Source organism: Streptomyces sp. NPDC005438 (genome assembly GCF_040606315.1).
Lineage (GTDB): Bacteria > Actinomycetota > Actinomycetes > Streptomycetales > Streptomycetaceae > Streptomyces.
Window position 1 is genome coordinate 38,920 of sequence record NZ_JBEXEP010000006.1, and the last position, 16,073, is coordinate 54,992.

Consider the following 16,073-nt stretch of genomic DNA (forward strand, 5'->3'; position numbering starts at 1 on the left):
GCCCAACACCCGCCCCAAAAAGATCGGCAGCGCCGCAGGAAGCAGAACCACTCCCCCGCGGGAGACGATACGGAAGGCAGGTGGCGGTGACGCGCGTACCGCGCAGGCTGGCCGTCGTCATCGACGAGCAGGACGATGTCGCCTCCACGCGGGCCGCCCTCAACGCCCACCAGCCCGAGTCGGGTCGCATCACCATCCAGCCGACCCCCGCCAGCAGCCACCCCGCCACGCTTGCCCACGACGTCCTCTACGCCCTGGGCAAGCGACTGGCATCAGGCCCCGACGGCCCCGACAGCCGGCTGGATTCGGTGCGCCCCGCCTGGCTGGCCGCCGCCGCATGGAGCGCCGCAACCGGGCTCCGGCACCTGGTCGTCACCCGCGCCCATCTGCTGACCACCACACGACTGGATCAGCTGCTGGCCTGGCGCGAGAAGACCGGAGTTCAGCTGACCCTGCTGTGGCAGACCACCGCGCGGCGCATGCCCCCGATGCTGGCCTGCCTCGAGCACCACCTCACCGGCCTCGATCAACTCCACGCCGCACTCGCCGAAACGGGCCCGCGCCCCGCGCGCCCGTTCTTCCCGCCACTACCAGCGTCACCGGAGACATCAGCTCCCACTCCCCCGCTCCTGCATGCAGTACAACTGCTGCCGGCACAGGCCGCTCAGGCAGGGCCGGCCCCTCCACCACGCCCCGGGCAGTCCTGCACGGGAGCCGCCGCAACAGCCCAGCAGGAATCTCCCCTTCCCGCGTTGCCCGTCCCCCCTGCGGACTCCGCATACCTCGCCGCCCTCGCCCACCCGCTCGTAGCAGGCGCCCTGAGCGTGCTCGCGTTCACCGGCACCACACAGATCGCACTCCGCGACACCCGCGACATCGACGTCAGCAGCGACGCTGCCCTGCTGCGCACGCACAGCCCCGGCCACCGGCGCTGCCGCCTGTACGAAGTGCCGACCTGGGCGCGGCCCCTGCTGGCCGCGGCACGCGCCCACCACCGTCTTGCGGATCGCCGCCCTGAAGAAAGCCTCTTCACCCCGGGCCTGTCGTCGGGCGCAAAAGCCCTGCGTGCCCATCGCGACCGCCTCCCCACCCTTTGCGAAGTCCGCGACGCGCGTGGCCGGGGGTGACGTAGCCACGGACGGCAGCGACCACCGCATCGATGGAATCCAACTGGTGGACGGTGGGAGAAGGGTATTGCGGGCCTGACGGAGCGCCGGAGCGGGGCGGCAGACGAAGCGGGTTCTCGCCGGACATGTTCTGCCACGAGGGTAGCGGCCGCGTACGTGCCGGTGATGCGGCCCGGGAGGGGTCAGAGGACGCCGGAGGCCACTGCGCGATCGCGCAGGGTGCGCAGGCTGATACGTGCGCCTGCCTCGTCTTCGATGTGCCATTCCTTCATGCCCTGGCAGGTCTTGGTGCCGCGGGCGACGGCGCCAGCCTCGTCGACCCGGCCGTAGGGGGTGCCGCCGGTCGCGGTGAGGATGATGCCGCCGTCTTCGTCGATGGTGGCCCAGTGATCGGTGGAGCGGTAGGTGAGCACAATCCGTGTGCCAGCGGTAACGATCCGGGCGGCGACCATGCGGGCAACGTCCGTGCGGCGGCGCCCGGACACCGGTCGACGCCGCGTGGCAACCTGCCTTTGCCGCACCGGTGACTGGGCCCTGTCTTCCGGCTCACTGACTGGGGTGATGGGCAGGCCGAGGCGCTCAGGGTTCCAGATGTGTTCGAACAGGCACAGATACAGCTCCTGGCGGGTCTGGACGAGTGAGGTCATCGTCTCCCGGGGGCCGAACGGCCTGAGGAGTTTGTCGAGCTTGTGGGTTTTGATGAACTCGCGCAGCAGCGGGTTCCGCTGGTCGTAGCCGGGCGCGATGATGCCCAGCAGGACGTTGCTGCGAGCGTAGTAGGCGGCCTTGTCGTGCAGGGGCAGGTCGTTGATGGATGAGTTCTCTCGCCCCATCAGCAGGCCCAGACCGCCCAGTTGGTTGCGGCGGCTACGGAAGACGACGGGGTCGGGTATTTCCTCCCTCACGCGGTAGTGGTGGTTGGCCCACAGGTGCTCGATGTGGAACCGGTCCCGGTCGAGGTAGGCAAGCACGTCATGGGGGCGCTGGCAGGCCTCTTCGACGTAGGCGGTGGCCCGGGCCAGCAGATAGCGGATCTGGTGGGCGTTGTTGCCGCGCAGTCCGAGCGTGACCGCGTCGCGGATCGAGCCGGGATCCTGGGTGGCGAGGTCGCCGAGCGCGGCGGCGACGTCGGCCACGGTGCGGCACCTGCGCAGGACGGGCACGAGGGTGTCGTGGGTCAGGGTGTCGGCGTCGGCGGACTGCACGGGCAAATCCTGCAGGACCCTCAGGGCGTACCAGCGGTCCATGTAGTCGGCGACGAGACGGCCTTTGTCCTTGGCATCGGAGGGCTGGTCGTCGGGGTCGATGGCGGCGAGGATGGCAACAGCCTGGCAGGTGAGCCCGTTACGTTCGTTGAAGAGCACCGTCTCCAGGCGGTCGCCGCCTGCCTTGAGTGCGCGGCCGGCGGCGAGGAAGGACCGAAAGAGCCTGGCCGACTTCAGCAGGTCCTGCACGAACTGCAGGAAGTTGTGCGGGCGTTCAGGAACGAGGTGCAGGTGGGCGGCGTTCTGGCGGACCCATACGTTGAGGTTGCTGTCGATCTGCCGGCGGTCCTCGTCCTGACCCTCGCGGGCGCAGCGGGCCAGCAGGAAGGCCTTGATGAAGCGGGATGCGGCTGCGTGGTCTTCCCGGTCGGTGGCCAGTTCCCGCAGCATCTCGTGCCATTGGGTGTTGAGGTGGTCCTCGTCCGCTCCGACGTGGGAGAGCAGGTGGCTCTTGAGAAGGTCCACGGCGGTCAGGCGGGCACCGCGGTCGTTCATCGTCTCGAACATCCGATAGCCGTGGTCGGCACTGGCCGCGCGGATCCCGACCAGGACCACCCGGTCCAGCAGCCACTCGGTGAACCTGGTCAGGTTTTCCGCGTCGAGTTCTTCCGCGAGCTGGGATTCGACCTGCCGGCTGCGCGCCCACAGATTGCGGCGGGAGAGCGAATCCCCCACGTCTGTTTCGTAGGTGCGAGCGTCGGCGACCGCGCGCAGGACGGGTTCGTGATCGGTAATGCCGAGCGAGAAGTGCTCCCCGTCCGTCGTGATCACCCGGTTGAGCCGGTCGACGGCCCGGTTGTCTGCACGCTCCTGGGCCGCCAGCCGCAGTTGCAGGAAGAGCAGGTGCAGCGTGACGAACCGCTGCTGCCCATCGACGAGGTAGCGCCGGTTCTTCGAGGGCTCGTAGTAGACGAACGGCCCCAGGAAGTACTGAGGTGCGGTGTGCGGCCGGCGCAGGTAGGACGGGTTGGTGGACCAGTTCCTGAACGATCCGCACAGATCCCGCAGCAGTGTGCGGACTTCGTCCTCGCCCCAGGTGTAGTCGCGCTGGTAGAAGTCAATCTCGTAGGTCACGTCACGGAACAGTTCCTTCAGGCTGAAGCCCTGGGACCTGATCTCGTCCGAACCCATGACACCACTCCCTACCTGCCCGGTTGTCCGCTCATGTTCCCAACTCCCCCGGGTTGCGTACAGACAGCGTGCACGCGGAGAGGCCACGGGTGGACGATGCGGACCGCTCACGCCAGGGCAGTCAACGACGGTGGCGTGACGGGCTGTTCCGGCTCTCCGCCCCAGCCAGTGAGCGCCCAGAGCCCGGCCGGGGCCGCTCCTTCGCTGTCGGCTCGCTGTACGCGCGGCGGGGCCGGTGGTCGCCGCCGCCAACTGCCGCCACCCGGTTGAGGTCTGGCCGCGAACCACTACACACCCTGAACGCCGGGCCGCTCAGCGGAAAGCCAAAGAACGGCCCCCGACGACGACTTGCGGCCTACTGCGGGCGACGACCCCAAAACGACCTCCTTGTGAAAATCAACGACTGTACGCAGCAGTCCACCGCGCGGTGAATGACGAGCCCGGATCGGCGTTGCGAAGTACATAGCTCAGCGGATCAAGTCATTGCAGTCAGGCACCGCTACCACACTGAAACTTCACTGGAGCGCTCGCGCCGGGTCCCCTCTTGAGCGCTACCTGCCGGAGCAATTCGACGCCAGGCGCACTCACGGGGAGTGGTTCGACTTCCAGGACCTCCCCGACCCAGCCCAAGAGAGCAACGAGGCCGCTCACGTCTTTCTCCACCGGTACGCCGAAAGTGGGATAGCGGTCTGCACGAGAACGACCTGCCCCTTCGTCACTCATGTCAGTAGCAGATGAGCATCACCCGTCAGTGCCAACTGCCAGCTCACCGGGCTTGTGCCACTGACGCTCAGATGACGATGCCCAACTGACACTCCCCTGCAGACCACCACCCGACGTTCCGGAGGCGACCTCGATGCGGTATTCGACGCGTTGGACGGCCAGTTGGACATCCTGCGCGCAGAACTCCCCCATGCGCCGACAGCGATCGACGATGTGTCAGGCAGCATGCGGAGCCTGTGGGAGTCCATCACCTTGCGCGTCACCGACCGCACGACCGCTCTCGCACAGTGCGCCTCCATCCGCCGCCGGCTCGGCCTGCTTCACCGGGCGCAGCCCGAAGCGCTGCCACCGCGCGCCGAGCGGCGGCTGCGCACCTGCCTCCACCTCACCACCGAACTCACCACGGGCATCACCCGACTGTTCGACACCAGCCGTCACACCGCTCCGTTCGACACGTGATAGCGACCCCACACCCGTCACCCGTCCACCCACGGCCTGGCCCGCAGGACCCCGGGGCGGGTCAGCGGGGCCGCCAGGTGCGGATCTCAAGGTGGGGGATGTGGGCGTCGGGATGGGTCCGGCCGGTTTCCACGAGCCAGGCGTGGACGGCTGCGGTGCCATCGCCTGCGTGGGTGTCGACGCGGTGGGCGACGTCGGTGGCGTCGAAGCCGCCGGTCTGGGCGGATCCGTAGGAGCGTTCCTCGGTGTGGTCGGCGCGCTGGGTGACGTCGCGGCGGATGCCGGGTGAGTCGGTGCGGTTGCCGGAGGGGGGCAGGTAGCCCGTTCTGGCCAGGCGGACGGTGAAGGCCAGGCGCAGGCCGCGGCGGGCGGCTTCGGCGATAAGCGGGCGCAGTCGGGAGGAGCCGGAGGCAATCGCCTGGGCGCCGACGCGTCCGGTGCCGGATCCGGTGGGGGTGATCAGAACGGCTTTGGAGCGGACGCGGGCGCGTCGGCCTGCGGCGTTGGTGCGGCGGTGGGTGTGGCGGGCGGCGAGGGCGGTGAGTTCGGGCAGGTCGATGATGCCGGCGGTCTCGACGGCGGTGAGGACTTCGCGAAGGGCGGGGACGAAGGCGGCGCCTTTGTTCTTTGTGTAGAACTGGGAGACCAGGGAGGGGCCACGGTCGATGATGCGGGCGATGTCGCATTTGGTGTAGCCGGCCTGCCGGAGGCGGTCGGCGAGCTGGGCGGCCTCGTTCAACGCCGGTGTGGGCACGGTCTGTCGGCGCCCGGACCGGCATCAGGCGTCTTCCTCTGCCGGTGAGGGGGTGTGAGCGGCGCGGCCGGCGTCCCGCAGGGTGAGGAGCTCTTCCTCGGTGGTGGGTGCGGCGACGGGGCCGGTGAGGTGGCCCCTCTTGAGGTAGTCGCCGGGCTGTTGGTGGTAGGGCCAGGTCTGGGGCTGGGTGAGGTAGAGGGCGTCGGTGCGGAACGCGATGACGGTGCCGGGGGCGGCGTGCAGGGCACCGGCCCAGGTGTCGTCGGCGCGGTGGCGTTGGGTGAGCAGGGCAGCGCGGGCGGCGGCCCATTCGGGATGGGCGTTGCAGTCGCGGCTGAATCCGGTGGGCTCTTGCCAGGTGATGATCTCGTCGTCGAAGTTGATGATTTCGGCGTCGGCGGGGATGTCGCGTTCCTGGGTGCGGGGGGTGGTGCCGGTGACCGTGCGGGGGCGTTGGGCGAAGGAGCCGATCCCGTACAGCAGGATCGCGCGGACAGCAGCAGCGAGGTGGGCGGCGCGGGCCTGGCGGGCGTCCTGCTGGGACGTCGATCCGCTCGAAGTTCACGCGGTTGAGAGTGGGCTCCCGTGCCGGTCACTTCATAGAGGTGCCGCCATGACGCAGATCACCCGCAAACGACGGCATGCGCCGAGCGTAGCCAGACACGACACAGCCCAACCCGGCGTTTCGCCACCCCCACCCACAGGAGTGACAAGCCTCCCGCCCACCGAACGACACCAGCCTCCACTGACAGAACGACACCCTGGCCCCGGCATCAGCGGCCCAGCCCGGCACCAGTGAAAACCTATGACGCACACCCAACGAACATCACGCGACACCCATCACCGAGACCGCGTGGCGCGAAGCCGGCCGTACGGGCCCGATGATCACCGACTCACGTCTACGGGGCGTAGGACGCCCCCTTCGGTCCCCCAACAGCCCGCAAAAAGACCTAGACACATGAAATGACCGCATCACGGCCATGGAAATACTGGGGTTCTCTGCGGTGTCCGAGCTGGCCGGGACGGGATAGCATCCGCGTCCATGACAAAGAGCGAAGAGATCGCGGCACGGAGGCCCGCCTACACGGCTGACCTTGCCGAAGGCACCGACCAGTTCTTCGAGGAACGCCGGGAAAGCTGCCCGTGGTGTTCCTCAACGAAACCGTTCACCGTGGTTCTGCGCACCACAGACGTCATACAGCACAAGCCCGGACGATTCGTCCTGGAATCCTGCACGGACTGTGGGCACATATTTCAGAATCCGCGCCTGAACACCAAAGGTCTCGAATTCTACTATCGGGACTTCTACGACGGGCTCGGCGCGAAAGACATGGACTCGACCCTCCAGTTCAACCGCTCAGGACACGAAGGCCGGGCTCGCATGGTCCACACCGCAGCCGGCGCACCCAAGCGGTGGCTGGACGTCGGTACCGGACACGGACACTTCCCCCACGACGCGAAGAAGATCCTGCCCGACACCGAGTTCGACGGACTGGACATCACCGAGGGCGTCCACATCGGCCAGAAAGAAGGCCGTATCGGCAGCGCCTACCAAGGGCACTTCGTCGAACTCGCCCAGGAGATCGCCGGGCAGTACGACGTGATCAGCATGTACCACTACCTCGAACACACCCTGGACCCCGGCAAAGAGATCGCCGCCGCACACACCGCGCTGCCCATCGGGGGATATCTGTCCATCGAGCTGCCGGACCCCGAGTCGACCTGGCGTCGACTCCTCGGCCGCTGGTGGACCCCCTGGCTCCAGCCACAGCACCTCCACATGATGCCGCTGGGCAACCTCCGTACCCGGCTGGAAGACCTCGGGTTCACCGTCGTCGCCGAGCAGCGCGGAGAACCCCACATCCCCACCGACGCCATCAGCGCCGTCCTGCTGAGGGTCAGCGCGGCCACCATCGGTGGAGAGGACCTGGCCTGGCGCCCGGCCCCGCCGCCACGCTGGCGCACCATCCTCCGTAAGACGGCGTTCATCGCCAGCATCCCCTTCGCCCTCACCGCCCTGATCATCGACCGCGTTTCCGCGCCCCTGGGACGCGACCGAGGCCTGTCCAACGCCTACCGCGTCCTCGCCCAACGCACCGCCTAACCCACAGGACAGCCGGAGTTCCGAACCACCCAGGTGGAACCCCGGGCCCACGGGCGCGGGCTCACCCGGTCCGGTCGTATGCCTTCACCAGTTCACGGAGCCCGTCGGTGAAGGCATCCACCAGTCGCCGGGCGGTCCGCTCTGTCAGCACCGATGTGCGGTACTGCAGCACTCCCCGCACCGCGTCCTCGGTGAACTCCAGGATGAGCGCCACCTCGAACTTGGCCTGCGGGTGGTAGATCCGCACCCGTGAACACTCCAGGCCGGGCAGCTCCAACGGATGTGGTCCGTCCATGCTCAGATAGATCTGTGGGAAGTAGCGCGGTCTCGGCCGCACCTCGCGCAGCAGTTGGCTCGCCACCGCGCCGAAGGGCACGTCCTGTGTGGTCAACGCGGTCGCCAACTCCCGCCCGCTGGCTCGCAGTACCTCGCGGTCCGTCCCTCCGCGAGAGCCGTCAGCCCGCAGCAGGATGGTGTTCACGAAACACCCGACCAGGTCCCGCGAGCCCGGTACCGAACGTCCCTCGGCCACACATCCGAGCAGGAACTCCCCCAGCCCCCACACCTGGCCCACCGCCCGCTGGAAGGCGGCGTTCAGCAGCATCGGCACCGTGACCCGCGCCGCGGTGGCCGCGCGCGCCAGTCCCTCGATCGCGCCCGTGGGCTCGTCCCACACCACGCACCGGGACTGTCCCGGTCCCTCCTCCAGCGGAGGCAGTGCCCTGACCGGCAGGCCGGCGACCCGCTCAGCCACCTCGCGGGCCCGGTCAGTGGCCGCCGAGGCGGCGGCCCGCTGTTCCAGGGCGACATCGCACACCGTCAGCCCGTCACCCGCCTCGCGTGGTGGCGCCCCCGACCACAGGTCCTGGAGCGTACGGAGGAACACCCGCAAGGACGCCCCGTCCGCCACCAGGTGGTGCCAGACCACCAGCAGGACCCGTCTTCCCGGTCCGACCGTCAGCAGCAGGCAGCGGCTCAGCTGTCCCTCGGCGAGGGAGGGGCCGCTCAGCGACTCACGGCGTAGCGTGGCGGCCAGTTCGTCGGCGTTGACCGTACGGCGTTCCACGGTGACGGGGTGGACGCCCAGCTCCATCCGGGGAAGCGCTCCCCGGGCGTGGACGGCGGCGGAGAACGCCGGATGTGCGGCGAGTGCCCGCTCCACGGTGTGGGCGAAGGCGTCCTCGTCGAGGTCGCCGAGGATCTCGTAGCAGGCGTGCTCGACGTACAGGGTCGGCTCGGCGGACACCTGCTCGTGCATCCAGATGGCCAACTGGGCCGGGCTCAACGGCGCTTCGCGCTCCCCCGTCACGGGTCACACCACCGGTCCGGTCGGGTCGGCGACGCAGGCCGCCAGGGCGTCGCGGTGGAGGTCCCAGACGCGTTCCAGTCCCGCGCTGTCCCACCAGGCGGTGTCCCCGGTGACGTCGATTCTCAGGCCCTCGCCCACCGCGTCCACGACCACGTCCACCACCAGCGGATAGCTGGTCTTGTCCCACATGCGGGTGCCGTCCACCCGGATCGGCCCACCGGTCCGGTCGGGGCGTTCCTCGGAGAGCCCCGCCCACAGGCGGAAGTGGGCGAAGTTCAGCAGCACGTCGAACAGGGGGCCACCGGCCTGCTCGCGGATCTCCTGTAGCGGGAACCGTCGGTGTGGTGTGGCCTGGCGCTCGGCGTCGAACACCCGCCTGGCCAGCTCCTCCCAACTCGCCCCGTCCAACGAGGCCGACAGCGGAACGATGTTGAGGAACAGGCCCACCAACCCGTCAGCCCCCGTCGCCTCCGGGCGTCCGTTCACCGGCAGTCCCACGACCGGCTGCCGGGTGCCGGCCAGTTCGGCCACCACCGCCAGGTGGGCCGCCCCCACCAGGCTCTTCAACGGCACCCTCACCTGGGCCGAGAGCGCCACCAGTGCTTCCCGCAGGCCGGTGGGCAGGGTGCGCGCCACCCGGAGTCGGTGGGCGCCGGGCGCGGTCGTGCGGGGCGCCAGAAGGGTCGGTTGAAGCCCCCGGCACCGCTGGCGCCAGAACTCCCGGCTCTCCTCGGACTCCCGCGCTCGCTGCTCCAGGTGTACGAACTCCTCGTAGCGCAGGGCCGGTTGGCGTGGCATCGGTTCGTGCCCGGCCAGCGCGGTGGCGTAGGCGTCCATCAGATCGGTCAGGAAGACGGTGTCACTCCAGCCGTCCATGATCGCGTGGTGGAAGCCGTACAGGAGCCGGAAGGTGTCGTGGCTTTCCCGGGCGGCGTAGACCCGCATCAAGGGAGCACGTGTCACGTCGAAGGGGCGCCCGGCCTCCTTTGCCAGCCTCTCGATCTCCGTGTCGAGCGCGTCCTCCCCCGCCTCGGTCAGGTCCACCACGGTCAGGGGCAGGGACGGGGCGTGCTCGACCAGTTGACGGGGCCCGCCCATCGCACCGATGTCGAAACGCGTACGCAGCACCTCATGGGCGCGGGCCACACAGTCCAACGCGGCCCGCAGGGCTGGTTCGTCCAGGCGGGCGTGCACGCGGTGGGCCATCACGTCGTGGTACAGCGCCTGCCCCGGACTGGCCACCGCCTCGTAGATCAGGCCCAGTTGGAGTCGTGTGGCGGGGTAGGACGCCTCGCACCCGGCCGGCGGCTTCTCCCCGTCGTGCGGGCCGTCGTCCGGGGAAGCCTCGTGGGGCGTCCCCGGGCTCGGGGGGTCGGCGGGCGCCTCGTCCGGGGGGCAGACCTCGCGGAGTACGGGGTGCTGGAACATGTCGGCCAGCGAGACGACCACTCCCCGTTCCTCGGCGTCCGCCACGGCCCGGATGGCGAGCATGGAGTCGCCGCCCAGGGCGAAGAAGTCGTCGTCCGGTCCGACGTGTTCGACGCCCAGCACCTCGGCCCACACCTGGGCCAACACCGTCTGGTTGTGGCCGACCGGGTCGTGGGGGTCGGCGGTGGGGGTGTCCGGCCGCGACGGCTCGGCGCCCGGTTCCGCCAGGGCACGGCGGTCCACCTTTCCCGAGGGTGTCAGCGCGAGGGCGTCGGCGAACACCACGCGGGAGGGTACGAGGTAGGCCGGCAGCCGTTCCGCCAGCTTCGCCCGTACCTCCGTCGCGTCGGCGTCGCCGCCCTGGTGGGGTACGACGAACGCCACCAGCTGTTTGCCGCCCTCCGGGTCTTCCCGGGCCACCACCGCGGCCTGCCGCACCCGGGGCAACGCCGACAACGCCGCCTCCACCTCGCCCGGTTCCACTCGGAAGCCGCGCACCTTCACTTGGTCGTCGACCCGGCCCAGGTACTCCAGTGCCCCGTCCGGTCGGACCCGGGCCAGGTCGCCCGTGCGGTACATACGGTCCCCCGGGGCCTCGGCCCAGGGGTCCGGTACGAAGGCGGACGCGGTCAGCCCCGGGTGGTGGGCGTAGCCGCGCGTCACGCCTCGGCCCGCGAGGTAGAGCTGTCCCCGCTCGCCGGTGGGTACCGGGCGCAGCACCTCGTCCAGCACGTACGCCCGTACTCCCTTCAGGGGCCGGCCGATGGGGAGCCGGTCCTCGGTCGTGTCCTGGAGTGTGACGGTGTGGGTGGTGGCGAAGGTGGTGGTCTCGGTCGGCCCGTACCCGTTGACCAGCACCGCCGGGGGGTCCTGCCGCGCGGTGTGGCGGAGGAACCGGGCGGAGTGGGAGGGGGAGAGTACGTCGCCACCGACGACGACCTGGCGTACGCCGTCGAGGACTTCGACCTTGCTCTGTACCAGTTCGTGGAACAGCGCGGGGGTCAGGAACAGGGTGGTGACCCGGTGTTCCCGGATGATCTGGGGCAGGTCCTCGATCGCGCGGTAGGTCGAGCCGGGGAGCACCAGCCGGGCGCCGTGCGCCAGCGCGCCCCAGATCTCGAACGCCGAGGCGTCGAAGGAGACCGGGGACAGTTGCAGGAAGGTCTCCTCGGGCCCGAAGCGGACGTAGTCCTGCCCCTGGACCAGGCCGAGGGCGTTGGCGTGGGTGACGACCACTCCCTTGGGCCGGCCGGTGGAGCCGGAGGTGTAGATCACGTACGCGGCGGCGTCGCCGGGCACCGGCACGCCTCGCGCGGGGTCTCGCTCTGCCGGTTCGCCGTTGACGGGGACCACCGGTACGTCGTGGAACGTCGGCCCGGGCCGCTCGGTGACCACCGCCACGGCCTGGCTGTCGCCCAGCAGGAAGGTGGTCCGCTCGGGTGGGTACTCCGGCGCGACCGGTACGCACACCGCGCCCGCCCGGAGTACCCCCACCATGGCGACGACCAGGTCCACCGACCGTTCCAGGTGGACCGCCACCCGGTCCTCCCGCCCCACTCCTCGGTCCGTCAGCCGTACCGCCAGGGCGTCGGCGCGCCGCCGCAGTTCGCCGTAGCTGACGCGCTCCGGTCCGGCGACCAGTGCGGTGCGCTCGGGCGAACGCGTCGCGACGGCGTCCAGCGCGCCGTGCAGTGAGTGGTCTGACATGGCCGTCTGCCCTTTCTTCTGGCCCGGGTCGGTGACCGGGCCGCCGAGTCCTGGCGGGTTCCCTGGAGGTGTCCGGGGGGTTATCGCGGGCGGCTTCGCGGGCGGAGGACGACCGGTAGTCGTGCCGGCCCTCCGACGAAGGCGGAGTAGACCGGTCCGGGCGGCCCGGCCGTCTCGATCTCCCCGACCTGTTCGCGCAACTCCTCCAGCAGGGCGGACAGTTCGATACGGGCGAGGTGGGCGCCGAGGCAGAAGTGCGGTCCGTAGCCGAAGGTGAGGTGCCGGTTCGGGGTGCGGGCCAGGTCCAGCGCCTCGGGAGCGGTGAACACCCGCTCGTCGCGGTTGGCCGATCCCAGCCAGACGCTCACCACGTCTCCGGTCGCCACGGCCCGCCCGTGCAGACTGGTGTCCCGGGTGGCGGTTCGGCCGGCGTGCAGCAGCGGGGAGGTCCAGCGCAGGATCTCCTCCACCGCACCGGCCACCTCGACCTCGCCGTCGCGGAGTCGGCGCCACTGTTCGGGGTGGTCGGCCAGTGCCCGTACTCCGCCGGTCATCGACAGCCGGGTGGTCTCGTCGCCGCCGAGGATCAGGCTGTAGCAGTTGAGGACCACCTCGTCCTCGCTCAGTCGCCGGGCGTCCACCTCCGCCCGGGCGAGGAGGGACACCGCGTCCAGCGCGGGTCCGCTGCCGCGTCTGCGGGCCAGCCGGGAGAAGAACATCAGGATCTCCGCCTGCGCCAACCGTCCCTCCATGGTGGCGGGCACCGGTTCGTGGGAGCCGAGGGCCACACTGGTCTGCCGCATCAGGAAGGGCCGGTCCTCCGGCGGCACGCCCAGTACGTCGCAGATGGCCGACAGGGGCAGGGGCGCGGCGATGTCACCGGCCATGTCCACCGGCTCGCCCCGGGCGCCGCGTGCCACCGCCTCCCGTACCAGGTGCTGCGCCGAGGCCCGGATGCTGCGGCCGATCTCCTCCAACGCCCGGGAGGTGAAGGCCTGTCGCATCTGGGCCCGCAGCTCGGTGTGGCGTGGGGGGTCGCTGACGACCAACATGCGGTTGCCGGCCGAGTCCCCCTGGGCCAGCAGTGTGGTGAGCATGTTGCCCCGCGCGGAGGAGAAGCCGGAGGTGTCCCGTAGTACGGCGACGGCGTCCTGGTGTCGGGTGACCACCCAGAACCCCCGCTCGGTGTCGGGTGGAGCGGGGTGCCAGGCGAGGGGGGCCCGTTCCCGCAGGCGGGAGAAGACCGGTGCCGGGTCCTCTTCGGCGTGGTAGCGCGGGTCGGTGAGGTCCACGCCGTCCAGGTCGTCGGCGCCCTCGGCGGGGTCGAGTGTGGCCGGGGTGCTCATGGCTGGTCGGCCGCTTCTCTGACACCACGCGGGCGTATGTCCTCCCAGTGCTGGTCGACCCAGGTCTCACAGGACGCGGCGTCGGACTGGTGTCCGGCCTCCCGCCACCCGGTGGGAGCGGGGAAGTGGGCCGGCACGATGGCGTACTGCTCCTCGTCGTTCACCAGTACACGGTGCGAGGGTGTCGGTGTCATCCGGTCGTCTCCCCTTGTGGTCGCGCTGTGGTCACGTGGTGGTCGCCGAGGTACGGCGGTCGGGCTTCGGTGGGTCGTGGTCGGCGGGCTCATCCCCCGGCCTCCGTGTCGCCGGCCTCCGGTTGCTCCTGTGCGGAGCCCATCCGGTTCACCGGCCGCCAGGCGCAGACGGCGAGCGTCAGCAGGCTCACCCCGGCGAGCAGGAACGGGGTGCGCACCCCGAACCGGTCGGCGACGGTGCCGGCGAGCAGCGCGCCCAGGGGGGCGGTGCCGGTGCCGAACAGGCGGTAGACGCCGTTGACCCGGCCCAGCACCTCGGGGGGTACGGTCGTCTGCCGGAACGAGACCGTCAGGGTCTGGTAGATGACGGCGCCGAAGCTCATCAGCAGGAACGCGGCGCCGGCCAGGGCCGGCACGGTGGTGGTTCCCAGCAGCAGGGCGGAGGTCCCGGTCAGTGCCAGGCCGCCCAGGGCGGTGGGGAAGAGTCCGAACCGGGCGCGTACCCGGGCGGCCAGGGTGCCGCCCAGTACTCCGCCCAGCGCGCCGGCGGCCAGGAAGAAGCCGTACGCCTCCGGGCGCAGGCCCAGGCCTTCGAGGGCGTAGAGGACCAGGATGGCGCTGACACCCGCGACGAAGAAGTTGATGGTGCCCAACATGCCGGCCAGGGCCAGCAGGAGTCGGTCGCCGCGCAGGTAGCGGTAGCCCTCCCGCATCATCGCGCCCCACCCGGCCGTCGGTCTGCCCGTACCCTCGGCGACCACCGGTCGGACGGTGAGCAGCAGCAGGACGCCGAGGAGGAAACCGGCGGCGTCGAGGGCGAAGGGCAGGGCCATTCCGACCCCGAACAGCACGCCGCCCAGGGGTTGTCCCACCGAGTCCCGGCACACCAGTTGGGCGGCGTGCTGGCGTCCGTAGGCGGCGGTCATCCTGCGGCGGTGGACCACCTGGGGCAGGAACGACTGCGCGGTGACGACGAAGAACACCTCGCACACCCCGAGCAGGAACGCCACCGCGCAGATCAGTGGCAGGCCGACGCTGTCGGCCAGTACGGCCAGGCTGAGCAGGCCGACGAGTACGAAGCGGGTCAGGTCCACGGTCACCAGCAGCCGCTTGCGGTCCCAGCGGTCGGCGGCGATACCGGCCAGCGGTGAGGCGAGCAGGGGCAGGGTGCCGGCGACGGTGACCAGGGCGAGCAGCTGCGGGTTGGTGGTGTAGGTGACGGCCAGCAACGGCAGGGCGGTGAGCCGCATTCCGTCGCCGAGCGCGGACACCGCCGAGGAGGACCACAGTCTGCGGTAGTCGCCCCAGCCCTGGGGGCCGAAGGCGTCGTCCTCGGTGGCGGGGGGTCGGGTGTCGTCGCCGGCCGCCGGGGGGCTCACTCGCTCTCCCCTCGGGTCGGGACCCGTCCTCGGGTGAGGTCGACGGCCACCACGGTGACAGCCTGTTCGGGCGGCTGTCTCTTCGGGGTGGTGTGGAGGCGCAGTACGCCGTCCTCGGCGGGGGGCGGGGGCGCGCTGGTCGTGGCCGGCGCGTCCTGGAACCCGGCGAACCGGTAGGCGATCTCCATCATCCGGTTGCGTTCGGTGGGCCGGAAGTCGGCGAGGAGGTCGACGCCGGCCTGTGCCGCCTGGTCCATGAGGTTGCGCAGGATCATCGAGCCGGCGCCGAAGGACACCACCCGGCAGGAGGTGGCCAGCAGTTTCAGGTGCCAGTGGCCGGGGCCGGTGGCCAGGAGCGCGACGCCGATCGCGCCGTGCGATCCGAACCGGTCCCGCATGGTGACGGCGAGGACCTCGTGGTCCGGGTCGGCGATCAGCTCGACGAGGGTGTCGTGGGTGTAGTGCACCCCGGTGGCGTTCATCTGGCTGGTGCGCAGGGTCAGTTCGGACAGCCGGTGCAGGTCGGCCTCGGTGGCCCGGGCGATGGTCATCTCGATCCGCAGGGACCGCAGGAACTCCTCGTTGGGCCCGTCGAAGTCCGCGCGGGCCTGTTCCCGGGCCATGCCCGCCTGGTACATGCGGCGGCGTCCGGCCGCGTCGGCGGTGGTGACCTCGGGGGTGAACTCCGGTCGGTCGGCCAGCCCCTCCAGGTCCTGGGGGGTGTAGCGGCGGACCTGGGGCAGGTGGGCGGCCATCTCGGCCAGTTCGTGCGCGGTGTCGTCGACGAAGGCGAGGGTGGAGGTGTCGAAGTTGAGTTGGTCGGCGATGCGCCGGAGGGAATCGGGTTTGCGGCCCCAGCCGATGTGCGCGCACACGAAGTACTCGCTCACGCCCAGTCGTTCGAGGTGGGCCCAGGCCTGGTCGTGATCGTTGCGGCTGGCGACGGCGTGCAGGACGCCCCGCTGGTCGAGGGTGTCCAGCAGTGTACGTACGCCGGGGCGCAGCACCGGTTCGTCGCCTTCCAGTACGGTTCCCCGCCACAGGGTTCCGTCCAGGTCCCACACCAGGCATTTCACCAGGGGTGCCGGGGTGGCGGCCGGTTCGTCGTCCGGGGCTGTCGGGTCGGTCGGGTCGGTCACCGCCACGG

13 protein-coding genes are annotated in these 16,073 nt (G+C 70.4%); 5 read left to right on the forward strand and 8 right to left on the reverse strand.

Annotated elements, in window-relative coordinates; translation table 11 throughout:
* Nucleotides 1-80: 80 nt before the first annotated feature.
* Nucleotides 81-1,127: a hypothetical protein gene (locus ABZT14_RS14440; RefSeq protein ID WP_356301384.1), complete on the forward strand. Its 1,047-nt coding sequence runs from the start codon at nt 81-83 to the stop codon at nt 1,125-1,127.
* Between the two features lie 182 nt (nt 1,128-1,309).
* On the opposite strand, the gene ABZT14_RS14445 is transcribed toward ABZT14_RS14440, so the two are convergent.
* Nucleotides 1,310-3,523, reverse strand: a complete 2,214-nt coding sequence (locus tag ABZT14_RS14445) for a DUF262 domain-containing protein (RefSeq protein WP_356301387.1) — start codon at nt 3,521-3,523, stop codon at nt 1,310-1,312.
* A 444-nt stretch (nt 3,524-3,967) separates the two neighbouring features.
* Here ABZT14_RS14445 and ABZT14_RS14450 point away from each other — a divergent pair, with 444 nt between their 5' ends.
* Nucleotides 3,968-4,261, forward strand: a complete 294-nt coding sequence (locus ABZT14_RS14450) for a GIY-YIG nuclease family protein (protein ID WP_356302229.1) — start codon at nt 3,968-3,970, stop codon at nt 4,259-4,261.
* A gap of 147 nt (nt 4,262-4,408) precedes the next feature.
* Nucleotides 4,409-4,705, forward strand: a complete 297-nt coding sequence (locus ABZT14_RS14455) for a hypothetical protein (RefSeq protein ID WP_356301390.1) — start codon at nt 4,409-4,411, stop codon at nt 4,703-4,705.
* A 61-nt stretch (nt 4,706-4,766) separates the two neighbouring features.
* On the opposite strand, the gene ABZT14_RS14460 is transcribed toward ABZT14_RS14455, so the two are convergent.
* Nucleotides 4,767-5,444, reverse strand: a complete 678-nt coding sequence (locus tag ABZT14_RS14460; RefSeq protein WP_356301393.1) for a helix-turn-helix domain containing protein — start codon at nt 5,442-5,444, stop codon at nt 4,767-4,769.
* A gap of 69 nt (nt 5,445-5,513) precedes the next feature.
* Between ABZT14_RS14460 and ABZT14_RS14465 the strand changes: the two genes are divergently transcribed.
* Nucleotides 5,514-6,032: a hypothetical protein gene (locus tag ABZT14_RS14465; RefSeq protein WP_356301396.1), complete on the forward strand. Its 519-nt coding sequence runs from the start codon at nt 5,514-5,516 to the stop codon at nt 6,030-6,032.
* Nucleotides 6,033-6,840: 808 nt separating this feature from the next.
* The gene (locus tag ABZT14_RS14470; protein ID WP_356301399.1) at nt 6,841-7,563 is read left to right on the forward strand and encodes a class I SAM-dependent methyltransferase; all 723 of its coding nucleotides are present in this window, start codon (nt 6,841-6,843) and stop codon (nt 7,561-7,563) included.
* 61 nt (nt 7,564-7,624) lie between these two features.
* Here ABZT14_RS14470 and ABZT14_RS14475 read toward each other — a convergent pair whose 3' ends face one another.
* The 6 genes from ABZT14_RS14475 to ABZT14_RS14500 all read right to left on the reverse strand — a co-directional run bounded on the left by ABZT14_RS14475 (nt 7,625) and on the right by ABZT14_RS14500 (nt 16,071).
* Nucleotides 7,625-8,872, reverse strand: a complete 1,248-nt coding sequence (locus ABZT14_RS14475) for a condensation domain-containing protein (protein WP_356301402.1) — start codon at nt 8,870-8,872, stop codon at nt 7,625-7,627.
* 3 nt (nt 8,873-8,875) lie between these two features.
* Nucleotides 8,876-12,007, reverse strand: a complete 3,132-nt coding sequence (locus tag ABZT14_RS14480; protein ID WP_356301406.1) for an amino acid adenylation domain-containing protein — start codon at nt 12,005-12,007, stop codon at nt 8,876-8,878.
* Between the two features lie 80 nt (nt 12,008-12,087).
* Nucleotides 12,088-13,353 carry a cytochrome P450 gene (locus ABZT14_RS14485; RefSeq protein WP_356301409.1) on the reverse strand — a complete coding sequence of 422 codons (1,266 nt, stop codon included), beginning with the start codon at nt 13,351-13,353 and terminating at the stop codon, nt 12,088-12,090.
* Nucleotides 13,350-13,547 (reverse strand): MbtH family NRPS accessory protein, encoded by a 198-nt coding sequence (locus ABZT14_RS14490; protein ID WP_356301412.1) that lies wholly within the window; start codon nt 13,545-13,547, stop codon nt 13,350-13,352. Before ABZT14_RS14490 ends, ABZT14_RS14485 begins: the two co-directional genes overlap by 4 nt.
* Nucleotides 13,548-13,636: 89 nt before the next feature.
* Nucleotides 13,637-14,926 carry an MFS transporter gene (locus ABZT14_RS14495; RefSeq protein ID WP_356301415.1) on the reverse strand — a complete coding sequence of 430 codons (1,290 nt, stop codon included), beginning with the start codon at nt 14,924-14,926 and terminating at the stop codon, nt 13,637-13,639.
* On the reverse strand, nt 14,923-16,071 hold the full coding sequence (locus ABZT14_RS14500) for an HAD-IIIC family phosphatase (protein ID WP_356301418.1): 1,149 nt from the start codon (nt 16,069-16,071) through the stop codon (nt 14,923-14,925). The genes ABZT14_RS14495 and ABZT14_RS14500 overlap by 4 nt, the downstream gene beginning before the upstream one ends.
* Nucleotides 16,072-16,073: the final 2 nt, after the last annotated feature.

Coding starts and splice junctions, on each gene's coding strand:
- ABZT14_RS14445 (WP_356301387.1), bottom strand. CDS start 3,523: ATGGGTTCGGACGAGATCAGGTCCCAGGGCTTCAGCCTGAAGGAACTG.
- ABZT14_RS14470 (WP_356301399.1), top strand. CDS start 6,841: ATGGTCCACACCGCAGCCGGCGCACCCAAGCGGTGGCTGGACGTCGGT.
- ABZT14_RS14485 (WP_356301409.1), bottom strand. CDS start 13,353: ATGAGCACCCCGGCCACACTCGACCCCGCCGAGGGCGCCGACGACCTG.
- ABZT14_RS14480 (WP_356301406.1), bottom strand. CDS start 12,007: ATGTCAGACCACTCACTGCACGGCGCGCTGGACGCCGTCGCGACGCGT.
- ABZT14_RS14490 (WP_356301412.1), bottom strand. CDS start 13,547: ATGACACCGACACCCTCGCACCGTGTACTGGTGAACGACGAGGAGCAG.